The organism is Sphingomonas flavalba (genome assembly GCF_004796535.1).
In the GTDB taxonomy this organism is placed as follows: domain Bacteria; phylum Pseudomonadota; class Alphaproteobacteria; order Sphingomonadales; family Sphingomonadaceae; genus Sphingomonas_L; species Sphingomonas_L flavalba.
In genome coordinates this window covers 45,352-65,955 of sequence record NZ_SPHY01000006.1, presented here as the reverse complement: position 1 = coordinate 65,955, position 20,604 = coordinate 45,352, and the positions used below count along the sequence as shown (strand labels likewise).

Below are 20,604 nucleotides of genomic sequence, written 5' to 3'. Positions count from 1 at the left end.
CCATGTGAGCGCGAGTCGCGGCGACTACCGCCGATGACCGCGCACCGTTGCAGCGCGGCGGTATCTTAAAGCGCTGCGATCCCCTGACAATGCCGGTGGCAGAGGCGTCCGATCCGGCGTTGCTGCCTGCGCCGCCGACGCAGTGGGGGGCAGGTAAAAGGGCAAATTTTCTCAAAAATCCTATCCTCGAAAATTTATTAAGATATAATAATAATATACTGAAAATAACCACATAATTTTTAAAAGTTCATCACCTTGACAGGGTGTAGACGATATATAGTATACGTCTCATACGCGGCAATAAGGTCATAATCTGTGCGACCGGGGCCCAAAAAAACATGACGAAAACTGGAGGGAGAGTTATGCAAAATCACGACAGCGAAAGTGCGCGCGCGCGGTTCCGAGGGGCACGTCGGCGGGGTATCGCAACCGCCTTGCTGATCGGCACGATGCTGGTCCCGGTGCAGGTCGCCTCGGCTCAGGATGCCCCGGCCGAGACCGCCGTCCACGAAGACATCATTGTCACCGGATCGCGCCTGGTGCGGACCGATCTGGCGGCGCCCAGCCCGACCACGGTCGTCGGCGGCGCCGACCTTCAACTGTCGGGCAGCGTCACGATCGAGAACACGCTGAACGAGTTCCCGCAGCTTGCCGCCGGGCAGAATTCCAACGTCAACGCCGCCGGCGGGTCTGGTGTGCTGACCGCCAACCTGCGCGGCCTCGGGGCGACGCGGACGCTGGTGCTGATCAACGGCCGCCGCTTCATCCCGGCCAATTCCGACGGGCAAGTCGACCTTGCCAGCATTCCCGACGTGCTGGTCGAGCGCGTCGAGATCGTCACTGGCGGCGCGTCGGCCGTCTACGGGTCCGACGCGATCGCTGGCGCGGTCAACTTCCTGCTCAAGAAGGATTTTTCCGGTTTCGGTTTCAATTACCTGTACGGAGAGACGTTCAAGAATGATGGTGCGTCGCACAAGATCGACGCGACGGTCGGCGCCAATCTGGACGAGGGGCGGGGCAACGTCACGCTGTCGATGTCCTACACCAAGCGCAAGCCGGTGTTTCAGCAGCATCGCGGATTCTCGTCGGTGGCGCTGGATACGATCAACGGCGAGCTGGTTCCCGGCGGTTCCGGGAGCATCCCCGGCACGCGCATCGGCCTGACCGCGTCGACGCTGGCGCAGCTCCAGGGCGTCAACCTGACCCCGAGCGGCCCGTGCACCGCGATCACCGGCATCCGTTTCGGCGTCAACGGCGAGGTGCTGCCCTATTGTACCCCGCAGAACGCATTCAACTATTCCGCCGACAACTATTTGCTGCGGCCGCTGGAGCGGACCCAGATTTCGGCGCTCGGCCATTACGAGATCACCGATGGCGTCGAGGCCTATGCCGAGGCGTTCTACATGCGCAACGTCAACGCCTTTCAGCAGGCGCCCGACCAGTCGACGCTGCAGACGCCTGGTCTCGGTAGCACGCAGTTGTTGATCCCCAACTACGCGACCAACCCGACACTGGCCCCGGCCGTGCGGCAATTCTTCGTCGACAACGCCGCGGTATTCGACACCGACGCCGACGGCGATGCGATCGTCATCAACGCCAACCGGCGTTCAACCGAACTGGGCCCGCGCCATTACGCGTATGAACGTCAGTCCTACAACCTGACCGGCGGGTTGCGCGGCGAGTTCGGCCTGGGCAGCGGTACCTGGCGCTGGGACAGCTTCTTCCAGTACCAGCACAGCCGGACCGACCAGCTGAACACCGGGCAGATCTCGCTGACCCGACTGGCCCAGTCGCTGGACTCGGTGGTCGACGGCAGCGGGCAGGTGGTCTGCCGCGACACGTCGCGCGGCTGTGTTCCGGCGAGCGTGTTCGGCATCGACGTGCTCGATCCGTCCGCCGCGACTTTCCTGACCCCGCCGCGCGCCAGCGTCGAATCCTTCTCACGCACCGTCGCTGGCGCCTCGCTGAGCGGCAACCTGTTCGAGATGCCGGCGGGGCCGGTGCCGATCGCGATCGGCGTCGAATATCGCAAGGACAGCTACAGCTTCCTGCCCAGCCCGCAGGACCTGGCCGGCGAATACGGTCCGTCGTCGCTGGCGGCGGCGAGCGGGTCCTACAACCTGAAGGAGTTTTTCGGCGAAACCCGCGTGCCGATCCTGGCCGACGTGCCGTTCGCGGACTCGCTGGCGATCGAGGGTGCGGCACGCTACGCCGATTATTCGACGATCGGCAGCGTGTTCGCCTGGAAACTGGGCGGCGAGTGGGCGCCGGTGCGCTGGCTCCGCTTCCGCGGCGCGTATAACAGCGCCATCCGGGCGCCGACCCTGAACGAGCTTTATCGCCCGATGGGCCGTTCCTACGGATCGGGCGAGGACCCGTGCGTCGCCACCCGCCAGCCGACATCCGCCCAGCAGCAGCTATGCATTTCGCAGGGCGTCCCGGCGGTGGACCTGCCCAACTGGCAGCAGGGAACGGTCGGCATGACGGCCCTGACCGGCGGCAACCCCGCGCTGCAGGAAGAAAAGTCCAAGACCTGGACGGTGGGCGCGGTGATTTCCCCGCCCTTCCTGGACCGGCTGAACCTGACCGTCGACTATTACAACATCGACGTCACCGGGGCGATCGCCAGCGTTAACACCGATCAGACGCTGACCGACTGCTTCATCAACTTGGACCCGAATTCGACGACCTGCCGCGCCATCGTCCGGCTGCCCAACGGCCAGGTCGATTATGTGGCGACCAACCTGCAGAACATCGGTACGTTGGCGGTGCGCGGCATCGACGCGCAGATCGACTATCGTGTCGACCTGCCGGATGCGCTGGCAATCGGCGGGGATCTGGCGCGGCTCGACTTCCAGGTCGTTGCCAGCTGGATGCTCGAGCGGTCGACCCAGGTGCTTGCCGGCCAGCCGAAGCGCGATTGCGCGGGCCGGATGGGCGGCGGCTGTACCGGCTACGGCATCTACGGCACGCCGAAGCTGAGCCTCAAGACCAACCTGACCTACAACAGCGGCCCGCTGACCCTGCGCGGCAGCATGCGGCGGGTCGGCGTGCTGAAGCTCTATCCGGGGATCACGGCGGCGGTGCAGCGGACCAGCCCGCAATACTACTTCGACCTGTCGTCGCAGTTCCGGATCACCAGCTTTGCTGAGATCGTCGCCGGCATCGACAATATCTTCAACAAAAAGCCGCCGATCATGGGCACCGTCCTTGCCGGCGACGCCAATACGGACCCGTCTCTCTATGACGTCATCGGTAGCCGTTACTTCCTTGGCGTTCGTTTCAAGTTCTAAGTTGGCCGACACACATTCGAAATATCGGAATATTCGATCTAGGAGAGACGAAAATGCGTAGCGAAAAAAGGCGCATACGGGGGGTTAAGCTCGTCCTGCTGTCCATGATGGCATCGGTCGCCTTCGGCGGAGGGTCGGCCATCGCGGCTGACCCGCCGGGCGCCCTGCAGGCCGATCCGATCCCTAACCGCACCGAAGGTGTCGGCCCCTACAACCGGATCATCCTGCGCAATGTCTATTATATCGACGGGACGGGCGCGCCGGCGCAGGGGCCGGCTGACATCGTCCTGTCGGGCGACAAGATCGCCGAGATCAAGACGATCGGCGCGCCGGGGGCGATCGACCCCAATGCACGTGCCGCCAAAGGCGACTATGAGGTCGACCTGACCGGACATTACGTGATGCCCGGCTTCGTCGACGCCCACGTCCACCTGCACACGCTGAGCCAGGGCCAGAACGTCCCGTCCGAATATATCCTGAAACTGTGGATGGGGCATGGCATCACCACCGCGCGCGACCTGGGCAGCGGCGGCCCGATCGAGTGGCTGAAAGCAATCAAGGAGCGCAGCGCCCGCAACGAAATCGTCGCGCCGCGCCTGCATATCTATCCGTTCTTCCACGACATCCGCCGCGGTCAGTTGATCAACGACGCGACAACCGCGCGTGCCACCATCCAGGAAGCGAAGCGGCGCGGTGCCGACGGCATCAAGTTCATCGGCGGTGCGAAGGACGTGCTGTTCGCCGCGATCGACGAGGCGAACAAGATCGACCTGCGGACGACGATGCACCACGCGCAGCCGGTCGTCGCCTATGCCAATGTGCTCGACACGTCCGCGCAAGGGCTGGAGTCGATGGAGCACTGGTACGGGCTTCCCGAGGCGATGTTCACCGACAAGCGCCTGCAGGCCTTCCCCGGCGATTTCATCAACAATGACGAGATGATGCGCTTCGGCGAAGCCGGGCGGCTGTGGGCGCAAGCGGCCCAGCCGGGGTCGGACAAGTGGAACGAGGTGATGGGCAAGCTGCTCGAGCGTGACTTTGCCTTGGTTCCGACGATGACGGCCTATCTGACCGGCCGCGATTTCATGCGGATGAGCCGCGCCGAATGGCATGCCGAATACACGATGCCGGCGCTGTGGGATTTCTACCGCCCGAGCCGCGTCAACCACGGCGCCTACTGGTTCGATTGGACGACCGAACATGAAATGGCGTGGAAAGAAAATTACCAGTACTGGATGAAATTCCTGAACGAATACAAAAACAAGGGCGGAAAGGTCGCGGTCGGCAGCGACAGCGGCTACATCTACAATCTCTACGGCTTTGGCTACATCCAGGAGATGCAGCTGCTGCGCGAGGCCGGTTTCAGCCCGCTGGAGGTGATCCACGCGGCGACCCAGGTCGGCGCGCAGGTGCTCGGCGTCGAGGACCAGGTCGGCACGATCCGCGTCGGCCGCAAGGCGGACCTGGTGGTGGTGAAGGGCAATCCGCTCGCCAACCTGAAACTGCTGTTCGGCACCGGCACGATCAAGCTGAACGACGACACCGGCAAGGTCGACAAGATCGGCGGCATCTCCCTGACCATTAAGGACGGCATCATCTACGACGCCGCCAAGCTGCGCGCCGACGTTCGCGAAATGGTCGCCCGGCAGAAGACCGAACGCGGCATGCCGCAGGGCGAAATGGCCATCCATAACGGCGAGCAACTGCCCTAGGGCGCCGTTCGCGCGCACTTGCCCCACGACCCAGCCGGAAAGGACCAATAGCGATGACGACATTTCGTCTATCCCCCTCTCTGCTCGCTATTGCCCTTTGCGGCATGGTCGTGGGGCATCCCGCCGCCGCCGAGACGGTGGTCGAGCCGGCCGCCGGCGCCGAACCGATCCCGCTGGGCACGACCAAGGCGGTGACCGGCAAGCGCATGATCGTGCGCGGCGGCATCATGGTCACCGGGCGCGGCACCCCGGCGAGCGGCCGTGCCGTGCCGCCGGAAGGCCCGGTCGATATCATCATCGAGCAGGGTCGGATCGTCGACATCGTGCCGTTCGACGCGGTGTCCGCCCGATCGGGGCTGGCGACGCGGCCGACCGGCGACGTCGTCATCGACGCCAGCGGCAAATATGTGCTGCCCGGCCTGTTCGACCTGCACGCGCACATTCCCGATGCGCGGCAGGCGGGGGCGCATTCCTACGCCTATGCGTTCCGCCTGTGGCTGGGGCACGGCTTTACGACCCTGCGCGACGCGGGCGCCAGCGACTTTCCCGCACTGGTCGAGCAGAAGCGGCTGTCGGACGCGCACAGCATCATCGCGCCGCGCGTCCAGATCTACAAACGCTGGCCCAACACGGCGCGGACCCGCGACAAAGGCCATACGCCGGACGAAGCGCGCGCCCTGGTCCGCCAATACCGGTCGCAGGGCGCCGACGGCATCAAGATCAGCCATGGGCCCGGCACCTATCCCGACGTGATCGCCGCGATCACCGACGAGGCGGCGAAGCTGGGCATGGGCGGCGTGATGGTCGACCTGAAAGTGTCGGAAGCCGACGCGCGCGTCGCGTCGCAGGCGGGGGTGACCAGCATAGAGCACTGGTACGGCGTGCCCGATGCGGCGCTGTCGGGAACGCAGAATTTTCCTTACGACTATAACTATCTCGACGAATTGCAGCGGTTCCGTCAGGCCGGCTACCTGTGGAAACAGGCGGACGCCGACCCCGACGCGCTGGAAGCGGTCATCGACGAGTTGATCGCGAACAAGACGGCATGGGTGCCGACCTTCGCGATTTACGAGGCGTCGACCGATTTCATGCGGGTGGTAACGCTACCCTGGCGGGAAACGCTGGTCCATCCGACGATGCTCGACCAGTGGCGCCCGCGTGCGGACGTCCACGCATCTTTCCACACCGACTGGAAGACGTCGGACGAGATCGCCTGGAAGGACAATTACCAACGCTGGATGCGCTGGCTGCACCGTTTCTGGGCGAAGGGCGGACTGGTCGGGCTGGGCAGCGACAGCGGGTCGCAGCAGTCGCTCTATGGTTTCGGCGCGGTCCGCGAGTTCGAACTGATGCAGCAGGCCGGGATTCATCCGCTCGACGTGGTCAAGATCGCGACGACCAATTCGGCGGCGGTTGCCGGGCTGGACAAAGGGCTGTGCGGCATCCGCCAGGGCTGCATCGCCGACCTCGTTGTCGTCGACGGCAATCCGCTCGACAACTTCAAGCTGCTCTACGGGGCCGGCTTTGCCCATTACGGCACCGACCGGAGTGGCGGCGGCGTCATCTGGACGATCAAGGAGGGGGAGGCCTACGACGCGCAAGCCCTGCTGCGCGAAGCGAAGTGGTATGTCGCGCAGGAGAAGGCCGCCGCTGGCGCCAGCGATTGACCCGCTCACAGTCTGCTTTTTCGGTGAAGCGCCCCCGCGCGGAACGGCCGCGAAATAGCGGTTGTATCGCGATCGATAAAATCGTATACTATATTCTGTAACGGAGACCAGCTATGGACGGCCGGTACGGCTCTTGAACAAGGACATGAAATGAACGCGAGTGATTTTGAAGGCGTATTCCCGGCCATCACCACCAAAATGGACGCCGCGGAGGACGTCGATATCCAGGCTGTGCGGGACGATGTCCGCTTTCAGATCGACGCCGGTGTCGATGGCGTGATCGTTTGCGGATCGCTGGGCGAGGCTAGCAGCCTGACCGCCGACGAGAAGGTGGCGATCGCCGAAGCCGCCGTCGCCGAAGCCGCGGGCAGCAAGCCGATCATCATGACGATCGCCGAGGATTCGACGCGGGCGGCGATCGACCTCGTCCGCCGGGTCGAAAAGGCTGGCGTCGAGGGCCTGATGGTCCTGCCCGCGATGCGCTATCTGTCCGATCCGCGCGAGACGATGGGCTATTTCCGCACGATCGCGGCGAATACCGAGCTGCCGATCATCCTCTATAACAACCCGGTCGCGTATACCGTCGACCTGTTGCCCGAGCATTTCCAGATGCTCGCCGACGAGAAGAAGTTCGTCGCGGTGAAGGAATCGTCGGCCGATACGCGGCGGATCAACAAGATCATCGACCTGGTCGGTGATCGCTACAAGCTGCTGATTGGTGTCGACGACCTGGCGCTGGAGAGCATGGTGCTCGGCTGCGTCGGCTGGATCGCCGGGCTGGTCGTGGCCTTCCCGCGCGAGACGGTGGCGATTTATCGCCTGGTGCGCGAAGGCCGCATCACAGAGGCGATGGAAATCTATCGCTGGTTCCTGCCGCTGCTCAGCCTCGATATCGGGCCGAAGTTCGTGCAGAAAATCAAGCTTGCCGAGCATGTCGTGCGGGGTACGTCCCCGGTCGTTCGCGCGCCCCGTTATCCGCTGGTCGGCGACGAGGAAGCGCAGGCGCTCGCCATCATCAAGCGCGGCCTGGAGAACCGCCCGGACCTGACGAAGTACGGCTTCTGACAGCCTTTCCGCCCCGGCATCGATCGCCGGGGCGGAAAGCTTCGGCCGGCCGCAAGGAATGTGCAAAGCCATGTCGGCTGAGGTCTTGCTTGCTTTGTCGCGCCGTCCTGCCCGCTCCCTGCGAGCGTGAAATATGAAAGGCAAGTTCCAGTAATGCGGAAGTAAATCGATCAACCAACTGAAACGGGGAGAATGCTATGCAGCGTCGTCAATTCATCGGAGGACTCGGGCTTGGCGTCGTCGCCGGCGGTGCGGCGGGAGCGGTCGTCGCGAACAGGCTTGCGGACAAGGGCGACCTTCCGACCGGAAGCGAGTCCGCCAAGCTGTTTCTTCCCCCCGACGACCTGGAGCCGACCACGATCGACCGGCTTCCGCTCAGTTGGAGCAAGGAACGGACGCAGGTGCTGCAGCAGCGTCTGGCGGCGGCCGGGCTCGACGGCATCCTGCTGACCAACCAGTGGAACGTCATCTATTTCACCGGCCTGTTCCACACCACGACGGAACGGATGATCCACTGCTTCATCCCGACCAAGGGCGACCACCCGATCTGGTTCTACCCTGCGCTGGACCGCGATCTGATCCAGGAGTGGTGGTATGAAGACGGCGATATGTATTTCGACTGGCTCGACGTTGCCGGGACGATGCCGAACGAAGGCATATTGAAGAAAGGGCCGCAGAACGACCTGTGGCGCTGGATGCTGGAAGGGCTGAAGAAGCGCGGATTCGCCGGCAAGAAGCTGGCCGCCGATCGCGAGCTGCTGGCGTCCGAACAGAAGACGGTGGCGGACGTGCTGGGTGCGCCGATGGCGTCGGCGGCGGGCGACTGCATGTACCTGCGCCAGCGCAAGACGCCGCTGGAGATCGCGCTGACGCGCCGCGCCTACAGCTATTTCGACCGCATCCACGCCTTCGCGCGCGACCTGGTCCTGACCCACGGCACCGACCTGACCGATTTCGAGATTTCGCATGCCGCTCGGAAATTCGGCACCGAGCTGATCCTTGCCGACATCAAGCGGGACGGGAAGCCGCATAACGCGGTCGGCATCCAGGTGAACATCGGTTGCCGCATCGGGCAGGCGACGGGCTATCCACACCCCAACCAGTTCTTCTACAACAAGATCGAACGGGGCAAGGCGCTGCAGGTGGCGGGCGTCGTCCGTATCGGCGGCTGTGGTGGTGAATTGTACCGGCCCTATATGATCGCGCCGCGGACCGACCATATGGACAAGGTGTGGAAGACCGCACGCGACGGCTGCCTGATGCAGCTCGACCTGTCGCGCAAGGGCACGCCCTGCTCCGATGTCGCCTATGCGATTCACAAGATGCAGATCGACCGGGGGATGCAGAAATACATCTATCACCGCCCGGCCCATGGCGAGGGAATGGAAGGGCACCAGCCGCCCTATCTGTCGCTGGGCGATCACACCATCCTCGACACCGGCATGATGTTCTCGGTCGAGCCGGGGATGTTCGACCCCGAAACCGGCACCGGCGCGAACTTCTCCGACGGATTCATCGTCAAGGATGACGGGCCGTCGCGGCAGATGTCGCGGCTGCCCTGGTCCGAGGAGTGGGCGTTCATCGAAATCTGACAAGACGGTGGACGCAAGGGCAGGGGCCGAACCGACGTCAATGCCATGCGCGTCGGTTCGGCCCCTGTTTTTTTGGGGTGTCGCTGGGATGCGAGCGGTACCGCCGCCGCCGGCGCGCCCGCGAAAGCAGTTCCAAGGTCCGCACCCCACACGTCGCCGATGCCCCCCTGCTTCCGCGGGAGTGCGTTTTGATAGGTGCCCAACGTCGATCCGGCGACCGACTTCCGGCTCTGCATCGCACGTGTCGGGATCGCGGTGATTGGATCGCTACTAGGGCTTAGCGGCCGGGTAGCTGATCGCGATCACTTCGTATTCGCGCTCGCCGGCGGGGAGGCGGAGGCGGCGGAGGTCGCCGACGGCGGAGCCGCGCAGGGCGCGGGCGATCGGCGAATCCCAGCCGACGCGGCCGGCGGCGGCGTCCGCCTCATCATTGCCGACGATCGTCACTGTGCGTTCGCGGTCGTCCTCGTCGGCGACGGTCACCGTCGCGCCGAAGAACACGCGGCCGCGATCCTGCTGGGCGGTGGGGTCAACGACCCTTGCCGCCTTCATCTTGCGCGACAGCCGGTTGATCGCGCGGTCGATCTCGCGCAACCGTTTGCGGCCGTAGATATAGTCGCCGTTTTCCGACCGGTCGCCGTTCCCGGCCGCCCAACTGATGGTTTCGACCAGTTTCGGACGTTCGACGGCGAATAGCGTCTCATATTCGGCGCGCAGCGCGGCATAGCCGGCCAGGGTGATGTAATTGGGCCGGTCCACCGGGTCAGCCAGCCGGGCGGGCGCCGAGATAGGCAGACAGCGACGCCGCCGACGCGGTGCGCGTCCGCTGCGGGTTCAGCAGATCGTAGACGACCGCGTTTTCCAGTACCCGCTGGACATAGTTGCGTGTCTCGCTGAACGGGATGCTCTCGACCCACTGGATCGTGTCGACGCCGGCGGTACGCGGATCGCCATTCGCCTTCAGCCAGCGGTTCACATTGCCCGGCCCGGCGTTATAGGCGGCGACGGCGAGCACATGGCTGCCGCCGTAATAGTCGAGCATCCGCTGGAAATAGGCGGCGCCCAGCCGGATATTGTAGCCGCTGTCCGACAGCGCCGACGGATCATGGGCGATGCCGAGCTTGCGCGCCGTCTCGGCGGCGGTGGCGGGCATAAGCTGCATCAGGCCGCGCGCGCCGGCGCGGCTGACGATGTCGCGGTCGAACTGGCTTTCCTGCCGGGCGATCGCGTGGACCATCGTCCATGCGTGCGTGCTGTCGGACGGCACCGGCACCTGCGGATAGCTGATCCGCGCATAATCGCTGCGCCCGTCGCTGCGCGCGGCGCGGCCGACCATGACCGCGAGATCGGGGCGGCCGAGCGTTCGCGACAGTTCGTCCGCCAGCGCATGATCGACGCCGCTGTCGACGCTTTCGGCGATCGCCCGGACGAACAGTGTCTGGTCCCGCCAGTTGCCGGTCTGGCCGAGATAACGGGCGGCGCGCACCACTTCGCGGTTCATGAACGCCTGGCGTTCCCCCGGCGACGGGCGGTCGGCGGGCATGTCGGGTGGCGGGCGCAGCGGCCGACCAAGCGCCTCCAGCGCGAGCTGGCCGTAGAACTGATCGGCAAAGGCGCCGGCCTGTTCGAAATGGGCGCTTGGGTTGCGGCCGGCGGCCTTCGCGGCACGCCCCGCCCAGTAATAGCCCTTGGTCTGGGTCTGCGGGGTCTTTGCCGCCCCGGCGTAACGCTGGAACAGGCCAACGGCATCGGCCGGGCGGTGCAGATCGTTCAGCGCCGTCATCCCGGCCAACCAGGCAAGGCTGGTGTAGCGATCGCGCACCGGCAGTGGCTGGTTGCGGAGGTCCGTGCCGGGCGGGAAGGCGTCGTCGATCTGGCGGGCGATGTCCCATGCCAATTGCGGCTGGCCGCTGGCCCGCGCGTCTTCCGCCACCGCGAGCAGCATTTCGTACCATTTGACCGGTTCGGACGGGCGGGCGGTCAGCGGCCGGCGCTGGGCGAGCAGCTGGCGGGCGGCGCCGGCCTGGCCGGTCGCGCGCAGCCACAATGCCCGGTCGGCGAGATAGCCGGCGTCGCCGAGGGCGGCGGGCAGCACGGCGTTGGCCTTCGTCGCGGCATCGGCGGCGCGGGTCCGCATGGCCAGGCGCGCCTCGAACAGCGGGCGGCGGGCAATAGTGACCAGTGGCAGCTGGCGGGCGGCGGCGCTGGTTGCCCCGGCCCACAGCAGCCGGTCCATGCGCTCATCCTGATCGGCCGGGGTGAAGCTGCCGCCGAAAGCGGTCAGCATCCGCGCCTCGTCGGCCGTGGACAGCGAGCCGGAGGTCCATGCCTTGCGCGCGGCGGCGCGGGCTTCGTCCTGCCGGCCGATCGTGGCCAGTGCCTCCGCATAGCGGGCCTGGCCGGTGTTGGTCAGCGGCGCGAAGCGGTCGAAGAAAGCGACCGCCTGGCGCGGCTCCATCATTTCGGGCGTCAGGACGCGCTCGGCGGTGCGGCGCATCGCGGCCTCGCCCGGCCAGCCGGGATGGGCGGCCAGGAAGCTGGCATAGGCCGAAAAGGACAGGGAATCGCTCTGGCGCAAGCGGTTCCATTCGATGATCGCCGGGCCGACCGCGGCAAGCGACGCTGCCGTCGGTTGCGCCTGGATCGGCTGGAGCGCGAGCGGCGCGGGCGCAGCGAGAAGCAGCGCCATCAGGGAAACACGAACAACCATGCTGGACAGGTTGCCCCCACGCTCCTTATCTGACGATGAACGAGGCCCTCTACGCATGCCGGTACTATGCGGCGTGACGAAGCAGAAGTGAAGGATTCACGCCATGTTTTCCGGATCCATTCCGGCCCTGGTGACGCCGTTTCGCGACGGCGCGATCGACGAGACGGCGCTGCGCGCGCTGATCGACTGGCAGATCGAGAGCGGCAGCAGCGCGCTGGTCCCCTGCGGCACCACCGGCGAATCGGCGACGATGGACATCGACGAGCACCACCGCGTCATCGCGCTGACCGTCGCCCAGGCGGCGGGGCGGGTGCCGGTGATCGCCGGCTGCGGATCGAACGACACGATGACCGCGCTTGAACATATGAAGTTCGCGCAGGCCGAGGGGGCGGCGGCGGCGCTGGTCGTCGCGCCCTATTACAACCGGCCGAACCAGGATGGGGTCTACGCCCATTTCGCCTATCTGGCCGAGCGTTGCGACCTGCCGATCATCCTCTACAATGTGCCGACGCGGACGGTGACCGATATTTCGGTCGAAACCGTCGGCCGGCTGGCGGCGCTGCCCGGTGTCGTCGGCATCAAGGATGCGTCTGGCGTCGCCGGCAGGGTGACCGCCCAGCGGCTGGCCTGCGGGACGGATTTCTGCCAGCTGTCCGGCAATGACGACATGGCGCTGGCGCTGATGGTGATGGGTGGGCGCGGTTGTATCTCCGTCACCGCTAATGTCGCGCCGCGGTTGTGCGCCGAGTTCCAGGCGGCGTGCCTGGCCGGCGACTGGGCGGAGGCGCTGGAGCTGCAGGATCGGCTGTTCCCGCTGCACGCCGCGTTGTTCGCCGACGCGTCTCCCGGCCCGGTCAAATATGCGCTGAACCGGGTTCGGCCCGATATCGGCGCGGAGCTGCGCCTGCCGATGACGCCGCCGTCTGCGGCGGCCCGCGCCAAGGTGGATGCCGCGCTCGAGATTGCCGAGCTGGTCTGATGGCCCGGCCGAAGCCCGCGGCATTCGAGAAGATCAAAACCGTCGCCGAGAACCGGCGCGCGCGCTACGAGTATTTTCTGGAGGAGTTCTTCGAGGCTGGTATTGCCCTGACTGGAACGGAGGTGAAGTCACTGCGTTTCGGCGAAGGTTCGATCGCTGAAAGCTACGCCGAGGTGAAGGACGATCAAGTCTGGCTGATCAATGCCAATGTACCGGAGTTCAGCCACGGCAACCGTTTCAATCACGAGCCGAAGCGCCCCCGCAAGCTGCTGCTGCACGAACGCGAGATCAACAAGCTGCGCAATGCCGTGCAGCGCGAGGGCATGACGCTGATTCCGCTGTCGATCTATTTCAACCCGCGCGGGCGGGCGAAGGTGGAGCTGGCGCTGGCGAAGGGCAAGAAACTGCATGACAAGCGCTCCACCGAGAAGGAACGCGACTGGAAACGCGAGCAATCGCGGCTGTTGAGGGACCGTGGCTAGAAGCAAGACGTGGGCGGTCGACACGATCCGCCGGTTGATGCCCAGCCGCGAGGAGCTGGAGGGCAACCGCTGGCTGCGGCCGGTGGCGCACCTGCTGCTGCGCCCGGCGCTGTGGCGGTTCACCCGCCGATCGGTGCCGCGCGCGATCGGCCTGGGGCTGTTCGTCGGCATTCTGGTGATGATACCGGTCGTCCAGCCGGTGTCGGCGGCGTTGATCGCGATCCCGTTCCGCGCGAACGTTCCGCTCTGCGCCGGGGCAACGCTGGCCAGCAACCCCGTGACGACGCCGCTACTGGTGATCGCTGCGCTGTGGGTCGGTAGCGCGGTGTTCGGCATGCATGCCCAACCCGGCGAATTGCTGATGATGGTGCGCGAAGGGCTGCCGCTGTCCGAGTGGTCTCGCTGGCTGCTGTCCGATGCGGCGCCGGCCTTTCTGCTGGGCCTGACGACGATATCGGTCATTGCCGGGATTGTCGGCTATGTGGCGGCGGCGCTGGCCTGGCGGGTGTGGATCGGCCGCAAGTGGCGCGCGCGCGGCCACGGCCGGCGGCGGGGGTGAAACCGGCGGCAGGCTGGGCTAGGGTGGCGGCATGAACGCCCCGTTCCGCCCCCCGCTGATCGCATCCGCTTCAGGCGGCGTCGATGGGCGCGGCCGGGCGCTGGCGCTGATCGCGGTCGGTGCCGGGCTGCTGTCCGCCTTGCTGGTGCTCTGGGCGCTGGGCAGCTTCGCTGCTGCTGCCGGCTGGCTGGCCGCGGTGATCGCGATCGCTGGGCTTCTCTACATCTATCGCCAACTGTATCCGGCGACGCTGGCAGCCGGCGGGGCAACCGACTGGTCGCTGATGCGCGAGGCCGCGGAAAGCGATGCGACCGCCATTGCGATCACCGACCGCGCGGGGCAACTGGTCTGTGCCAACGACCTGTTCGGCGTCTGGTTTTCCGGCTTTCCGACGCCGCCGGCGCTGCCTGTCGGTGAGGCCGCGATCGCCCGGCTGACAGAGGCGGCGCGGGCCGCCTGGCGCGATGGCGCCGGCTATGTCGACCGGCTGGCCCGCGACACGATCCAGTTGCAGGTCGAGGTGGTGCGCAGCGGTCGCAGCGACGACCATCTGATCTGGCGGTTCCGGCCCGCCGTAGGGTTCGACATCGTGGCCGAAGCGCGACGGTTGGTGTCCGGTGGCGGCGGCGACCGGCTGGGCGAATCCGGGGTGATGGCGGTGCTGGTCGGGCAGGAAGGGCGAATCCGCGCTGCCAATCGCGTATTCGCCCAGCGCGCCACCGGCCGCGCCGAAGCGGCGATCGAGGGGCGTAGCTTCGTCAATCTGCTGCAGACCGATGCCGGCGGCATCGTCCGTCTGGCGCGCCAGGGAGCGGGCAGCGTTCCGTTGCGGCTGATCCAGGTGCCGCTGGAGCGCGACGCGGCGGACAGTCCGACGCTGATTTTCCTGATCGACGACGACACCGCGCCGCGGATCGACGCTGACGGCGGTGCCGCCCCGCATCTGGAAGCGCTGCTCTCGATGCTGCCCTTTGCACTGGCGCTGGCCGACCGTGATGGCCGCTTCCTGTTCCTGAACAGCGCGTTCCTGAAGGCGGCCGGTGTCGGCGACGCGCCGCCGCCGGTCTACCCCGGCGACCTTGTGGTGCGCGAGGACAAGGCGGCGGTGGCCGATGCGGTCCGCCGCTTTGCCGCCGGCCAGCATTATTCCGGCGATATCGCGGTCAGGCTGCGGGCGCGGCCGGAGGAGACGGTGGCGCTGTCGATCGCCGGCGCGCGCGGGCTGGGCGAGGCGGCGGTGCTGCTCAGCCTGAAGGACAACAGCGAGGAATCGAAACTGAAGCGGCAGGTCGCGCAGGCGACCAAGATGCAGGCGGTCGGCCAGCTGGCCGGCGGCGTCGCCCATGATTTCAACAATATCCTGACCGCGATCATCGGCCATTGCGACCTGATGCTGATGCGTCATACGCCCGGCGACAGCGATTATGACGACATCCAGCAGGTCAAGGCCAATTCCAACCGCGCCGCCAGCCTGACCCGCCAATTGCTCGCCTTTTCACGCCAGCAGACGCTGCGCCCGCAGGTGCTGCAATTGCCCGATGTCGTGTCCGACGTGTCGAGCCTGCTCAAGCGCCTGCTGGGCGAGACGATCATGCTGACCATCAACCACGGCCGCAACCTGGCGCCGGTTCGCGCCGATCCAGGCCAGTTGGAGCAGGTGATCGTCAATCTAGCGGTCAACGCGCGCGACGCGATGCAGGCTGGAAGCGAAGGCGGCGGCACGCTGACCCTGCAGACCTACCCGGTTTCCGCGCAGGATTCGCGCCAACTGAACAACGAGATCATGCCAGTCGGCGAGTACACCGCGCTGCGCGTCACCGACACCGGCGTTGGCATTCCGGCAGAGCATCTGGTCAAGATCTTCGAGCCGTTCTTCACCACCAAGGAAGTCGGCAAGGGCACCGGCCTCGGCCTGTCGACGGTCTACGGCATCGTCAAGCAATCGGGCGGGTTCATTTTCGCGGAATCGGAGGAGGGCAAGGGCACCAGCTTCGTCCTCTACCTGCCTGTCCATCGCGCCGACCCGACCGAAGCGGAGGCGCCGGTGCGCGAGAAGGCGCGGACCGGGGAACTGTGGGGCAGCGGCACCATCCTGCTGGTCGAGGACGAGGACATGGTCCGCGCCGTCGCCGAACGGGCGCTGACCCGCCACGGCTATAAGGTGGTCACTGCCACCAACGGCGAGGAGGCACTGGAACGGCTGGCCGAAGGAATCGCGGTCGATCTGCTGATTTCCGACGTGGTGATGCCGACGATGGACGGCCCGACGATGGCGCGCGAGGCCCGCGCCCGGCACCCCGACCTGCCGCTGCTGTTCATGTCCGGCTATGCCGAGGAGCAACTGCGCAAGTCGATCGACCTGGATCGGATGGAGTTCCTTCCCAAACCCTTTTCGGTTCAGCAACTTGCTGAGGCGGCGCGCAAGTTGATCGAGCCGAAATAGCGCGATCGCCGTTCGCTACGACGTCGTTCCGTTCCGAACGCAGGACATGGCGCCTGATGGGGGCTGGCCGGCCGGGCATTTCCTGCCTATCCATCAGCGCGATGACCCGTGACCCCGCACCCCCGGCGATCCTCCTCGTCGAGGACGAGCCGCTGATCGCGATGCTGGTCGAAGATTATTTCGACGCGCTCGGCTATCGCGTTGCCGCGCAGGCCGATTGCCTAGCCGATGCCGCTCCGCTGGCCGAGGCGGGCGGGTTCGACGCGGCGCTGCTCGACGTCAACCTGCGCGAAGGCGAAGTGGTGTGGCCCCTCGCCGACCGGCTGGCGGAGCGGGGGGTGCCGTTCGTGCTGGCGACGGGTGGCGACGGACATAATGTTCCGGCGCGCCACGCCGCCGCCCCGGTGCTGGCCAAGCCCTACACGCTCGACGAGATGAAGACGGTATTCAGCCGCTTGCTCACCGCTGGCGACTGACATGGACACCGTAATGTCGGTGGGTGCTCATTCGTTCACTATTCATCCTTTTGTCGAGTGTCGCCCGGCGCTTTTCTGCGGATAACGCACGGTCCTTTCCGATAGTGCATAGCTGGCGCCATCGGGCCGGGCCAGACAGGTTTGGCAAGAGTGTGACATGTAGAAATAGGAGGCACGGCGGATGCGGGTGGCGGTATTGGGCGGCGGCAACGGCTGCTATGCGGCGGCGGCCGAACTGAGCGAAAACGGGCATGAGGTCTGGTTCTGGCGGCGCGATGCCGAGGCACTGGCGCCGGTGCTGGCCAGCGGCACGATCCGCGTGCGCGATTTCAAGGGCGAGCGCGATGTTGCCATTGTCCACCCGACGACGTCGCTGGAAGAGGCGATTGGCGCTGCCGAGGCGGTGGTTATCCCACTGCCGGCGGTGGCCCAGCCGGGGCTGGCGGCGGCGGCGGCGCCCTATTGGCGCGATGGGCAGGTGGTGTTCCTGCCGCCGGGCACGCTGGGTTCGATCCTGTTCGCCAAGGCGGCGAGGGATGCCGGCAACGACGCCGACGCCAGCTTTGCCGAAACCGGCACTTTGCCCTATCTGGTCCGCAAGCACGGCCCGGCCGAGATTGTGATCAGCGTGTATGCGACCCGCCTGCCGACCGGCGTGTTTCCGGCCCGCAACGCGGACCACGCCTTCGCCGTGCTGGAGCAGGTCTATCCGGCGGTCGAGCGGATCGAGGACGCACTGTCCGGCGGCTTGATGAACGCCGGGCCGATCATCCACCCGCCGCTGATCATCATGAACGCCGGGCCGCTGGAGCATTTTCCCGCCTGGGACATCCACAACGAAGGGACGCAGCCGTCGATCCGGGCTGTCACCACCGCGCTGGACAATGAGCGGATCGCGGTGCGCGAGGCGCTGTCATACGGCGCGCCGCACTTCCCGCTGGCCGACCATTACGCGACCGACGGCGACGAGTGGATGTACGGCAAGGCGGCGCACGAGAAGCTGACCGACAGCGGCGACTGGCGCGAAAAGATCGAGCTGAAAAGCCATCGTTACATGCGCGAGGACACCGCGCTGGGCCTGAGCATGATCGTGTCGATCGGGCGTTGGGCCGGGGCGCCGACGCCGATCGCGGCCGGACTGCTGGCGATCGGCTCTGCGATCGTCGGCGAGGACCTGTATGCGAAGGGCCGGACGCTGGAGGCGCTGGGGCTGGCCGGGATGGACCGCGCGGCGATGAAGGAATTCCTACACGATGGCTATTGAGCGGGAACCGATCGGCGCGGTCGGGGCCGGGCGGATGGGGCGGGGCATCGCGATCGCCTTCGCCGCCGCCGGGCACCCGGTCATGCTGTTCGACCTGAAGCCGCGGGCGGCGGAGGCGCTGGCCGCGCTGGAAGCGGATGCGCGCGCCGAGATCGGCCGCGACCTGGATTTCCTGGCGGGTATCGGCGCGATCGACCGCGCCGGCGCCGACGCGGCGATGGCGCGGATCGGCTTCTTCGGGTGCGACGCGGCGCCGGCGGCGCTGCCCGCCGCCGCCATCCTGTTCGAAGGGGTGCCGGAGGTGCTGGACGCCAAGCGGGACTGCTATACCGTGCTGTCCGCGCACGCCGCCACCGACGCGATCATCGCCTCGACCACGTCGACGATCGCGCCAGACCTGCTGGCGCCGATGGTGGCGCGGCCCGAGCGCTTCCTCAATGCCCACTGGCTGAACCCGGCCTATCTGATGCCGCTGGTCGAGCTTTCACCCGCCGCCGCGACGGCGGAGGAGACGGTGGCGCGGCTGCGCGCGGTGCTGACCGCGATCGGCAAGATCCCGGTGGTGTGCAAGGGCGCCGGCTATATCGTGCCGCGCATCCAGGCGCTGGCGATGAACGAGGCGGCGCGGATGTGGGAGGAGGGCGTTGCCTCCGCCGAGGACATCGATACCGCGATCCGCGTCGGCTTCGGCCTGCGTTTTGCCGTGCTCGGCCTGCTCGAGTTCATAGACTGGGGCGGCGGCGACATCCTGCACCATGCCAGCGCCTTCCTGTCCGAGCATGTTGATGCGCACCGTTTCACCGCGCCGCCGGTCATTGGCCGCAATATGGCGGAGGAGCGACGCGGGCTGCGCGACGGCGCCGGGTTCTACGATTATGCCGGCGTCGATGTCGGCGCCTATCGCGACCGGCGGCTGAACGACTTCATCGCGCTGCTGCGCCAGCGGGAGCTGATGCCGAAATTCCGGTCCGGCGGCGATTGATGGTCCTTGCCGTCCTCGCGGCGCGGATCGGCGCCCGCCATGTCCACGGGCCGGATGCGGTCGAGCCGCGCTATCTTGACGACGAGAGCGGCGGGGTGGCCGGCCGGCCGGTGGGGGTGGTGCGGCCCGGGGATACGGCGGAGGTCGCCTTCGTGCTGGCGACCTGCCACGCCGCTAGGCAGCCGGTGGTGGTGCAGGGCGGCCGGACCGGGATGACGCGCGCCGCGCTGCCCCGCGACGGCGAACTGATCCTGTCGCTGGAGCGGATCGCGGCGGTCGAGGCGGTCGACGCGGTCGCCGGCACGATGACCGTCGGCGCCGGCTGCGTGCTGGCGACGGCGCAGGCGGCGGCGGCCGAGGCGGGCTGGCGGCTGGCGGTCGACATCGGTGCGCGCGGCAGCTGCACGATCGGCGGGATGATCGCGACCAATGCCGGCGGCCATCAAGTGCTGCGTCATGGCATGATGCGCGACCAGGTATTGGGACTGGAAGCGGTGCTGGCCGACGGCACGGTGATTTCGGCGATGAACCGGCTGCTGAAGAACAACAGCGGCTACGATCTGAAGCAGCTTTTCGTCGGTGCGGAGGGGACGTTGGGCGTGGTCACCCGCGCGGTGCTGCGCCTGCGGCCGCCAGCGATCCGCCGCGAGACGGTGCTGTGCGCGCTTGGCGATTATGCGGAGGCGGTCGCTCTGCTCGGCCGGTTGGATCGGGCGCTGCCGGGACAGCTGGGCGCATTCGAGCTGATGTGGGGGGAGTTTCTGGCGGCGGCTGCGGCCTTGCCGGGGGCAAGCAGCCCGTTCGCCACGCCGCCGCCGCTGGCCGCGCTGGTCGAGGTCGAGGGGCAGGCGGACGGAGCGCTGGCGGCGGCGCTGGAATCCTGCCTGGCGGACGGGATAATTTCCGATGCGGTCGTCGCCCAGTCGGAGCGCGACCGTCAGCGGCTGTGGGCGGTGCGCGACGCGATCGGGCCGCTGGTCGAGACGATGCCGCTGGTCGAGCCGTTCGACGTCAGCGTCGCGTTGCAGGCGATCGGGCCGCTGGTCGACCAGTTGCGCGCAGCGTTGAGCGCCGAACTTCCGGGCAGCCGGCCGCTGTTCTTCGGCCATATCGCCGATGGCAACCTGCATGTGGCGCTGGCGCTGGCCGACGAGGCGCAGCGGGCACTAGCGGAGCGGATCGTCTACGACGCGGTCGGCGCGATGGACGGCTCGGTTTCCGCCGAGCATGGCATCGGCATGCTGAAGCGCGCCTGGCTGGGCCACAGTTGCTCGGCCGAGGAAATTGCGCTGATGCGCCGGTTGCGTGCCGCGCTCGATCCGAAGGGGATCCTGAATCCGGGACGGATTTTCGAGGATTTGCTTGGCGCGGAGTGAGCGC

15 protein-coding genes are annotated in these 20,604 nt (G+C 66.7%); 13 read left to right on the top strand and 2 right to left on the bottom strand.

Annotated elements, in window-relative coordinates; translation table 11 throughout:
- The first annotated feature begins 434 nt into the window (after nucleotides 1-434).
- The 5 genes from E4A53_RS07670 (at nucleotide 435) to E4A53_RS07650 (ending at nucleotide 9,329) form a co-directional block, all read left to right on the top strand.
- The gene (locus E4A53_RS07670; protein ID WP_239018185.1) at nucleotides 435-3,293 is read left to right on the top strand and encodes a TonB-dependent receptor plug domain-containing protein; all 2,859 of its coding nucleotides are present in this window, start codon (nucleotides 435-437) and stop codon (nucleotides 3,291-3,293) included.
- 107 nt (nucleotides 3,294-3,400) lie between these two features.
- Nucleotides 3,401-5,005 (top strand): amidohydrolase family protein, encoded by a 1,605-nt coding sequence (locus tag E4A53_RS07665; protein WP_239018184.1) that lies wholly within the window; start codon nucleotides 3,401-3,403, stop codon nucleotides 5,003-5,005.
- 53 nt (nucleotides 5,006-5,058) lie between these two features.
- Nucleotides 5,059-6,672 carry an amidohydrolase family protein gene (locus E4A53_RS07660; protein ID WP_136162510.1) on the top strand — a complete coding sequence of 538 codons (1,614 nt, stop codon included), beginning with the start codon at nucleotides 5,059-5,061 and terminating at the stop codon, nucleotides 6,670-6,672.
- 150 nt (nucleotides 6,673-6,822) lie between these two features.
- A complete protein-coding gene (locus E4A53_RS07655) occupies nucleotides 6,823-7,737 on the top strand; it encodes a dihydrodipicolinate synthase family protein (RefSeq protein WP_136162509.1) in 915 nt (304 codons plus the stop codon).
- A 197-nt stretch (nucleotides 7,738-7,934) separates the two neighbouring features.
- On the top strand, nucleotides 7,935-9,329 hold the full coding sequence (locus tag E4A53_RS07650) for a M24 family metallopeptidase (RefSeq protein WP_136162508.1): 1,395 nt from the start codon (nucleotides 7,935-7,937) through the stop codon (nucleotides 9,327-9,329).
- 270 nt (nucleotides 9,330-9,599) lie between these two features.
- On the opposite strand, the gene greB is transcribed toward E4A53_RS07650, so the two are convergent.
- Nucleotides 9,600-10,088, bottom strand: coding sequence for a transcription elongation factor GreB (greB, locus tag E4A53_RS07645; RefSeq protein WP_136162507.1), 489 nt, complete (start codon nucleotides 10,086-10,088; stop codon nucleotides 9,600-9,602).
- A gap of 4 nt (nucleotides 10,089-10,092) precedes the next feature.
- The gene (locus E4A53_RS07640) at nucleotides 10,093-12,018 is read right to left on the bottom strand and encodes a lytic transglycosylase domain-containing protein (RefSeq protein WP_239018183.1); all 1,926 of its coding nucleotides are present in this window, start codon (nucleotides 12,016-12,018) and stop codon (nucleotides 10,093-10,095) included.
- Nucleotides 12,019-12,142: 124 nt separating this feature from the next.
- Here E4A53_RS07640 and dapA point away from each other — a divergent pair, with 124 nt between their 5' ends.
- From dapA to E4A53_RS07600, 8 genes are all read left to right on the top strand, one after another.
- Nucleotides 12,143-13,018, top strand: a complete 876-nt coding sequence (dapA, locus tag E4A53_RS07635) for a 4-hydroxy-tetrahydrodipicolinate synthase (protein ID WP_136162505.1) — start codon at nucleotides 12,143-12,145, stop codon at nucleotides 13,016-13,018.
- Nucleotides 13,018-13,500 (top strand): SsrA-binding protein SmpB, encoded by a 483-nt coding sequence (gene smpB, locus E4A53_RS07630; RefSeq protein WP_136162504.1) that lies wholly within the window; start codon nucleotides 13,018-13,020, stop codon nucleotides 13,498-13,500. The genes dapA and smpB overlap by 1 nt, the downstream gene beginning before the upstream one ends.
- Nucleotides 13,493-14,059 (top strand): DUF2062 domain-containing protein, encoded by a 567-nt coding sequence (locus E4A53_RS07625; protein ID WP_239018182.1) that lies wholly within the window; start codon nucleotides 13,493-13,495, stop codon nucleotides 14,057-14,059. The genes smpB and E4A53_RS07625 overlap by 8 nt, the downstream gene beginning before the upstream one ends.
- Nucleotides 14,060-14,090: 31 nt before the next feature.
- Complete coding sequence (locus tag E4A53_RS07620; RefSeq protein WP_136162503.1) at nucleotides 14,091-16,502, top strand: hybrid sensor histidine kinase/response regulator; 2,412 nt, start codon at nucleotides 14,091-14,093, stop codon at nucleotides 16,500-16,502.
- Nucleotides 16,503-16,603: 101 nt separating this feature from the next.
- Nucleotides 16,604-16,978 carry a response regulator gene (locus tag E4A53_RS07615; RefSeq protein ID WP_136162502.1) on the top strand — a complete coding sequence of 125 codons (375 nt, stop codon included), beginning with the start codon at nucleotides 16,604-16,606 and terminating at the stop codon, nucleotides 16,976-16,978.
- Nucleotides 16,979-17,159: 181 nt separating this feature from the next.
- On the top strand, nucleotides 17,160-18,242 hold the full coding sequence (locus E4A53_RS07610) for an NAD/NADP-dependent octopine/nopaline dehydrogenase family protein (protein WP_136162501.1): 1,083 nt from the start codon (nucleotides 17,160-17,162) through the stop codon (nucleotides 18,240-18,242).
- Complete coding sequence (locus E4A53_RS07605; RefSeq protein WP_136162500.1) at nucleotides 18,232-19,224, top strand: 3-hydroxybutyryl-CoA dehydrogenase; 993 nt, start codon at nucleotides 18,232-18,234, stop codon at nucleotides 19,222-19,224. Before E4A53_RS07610 ends, E4A53_RS07605 begins: the two co-directional genes overlap by 11 nt.
- Complete coding sequence (locus E4A53_RS07600) at nucleotides 19,224-20,600, top strand: FAD-binding oxidoreductase (RefSeq protein ID WP_136162499.1); 1,377 nt, start codon at nucleotides 19,224-19,226, stop codon at nucleotides 20,598-20,600. The genes E4A53_RS07605 and E4A53_RS07600 overlap by 1 nt, the downstream gene beginning before the upstream one ends.
- The last annotated feature ends 4 nt before the right edge of the window (nucleotides 20,601-20,604 follow it).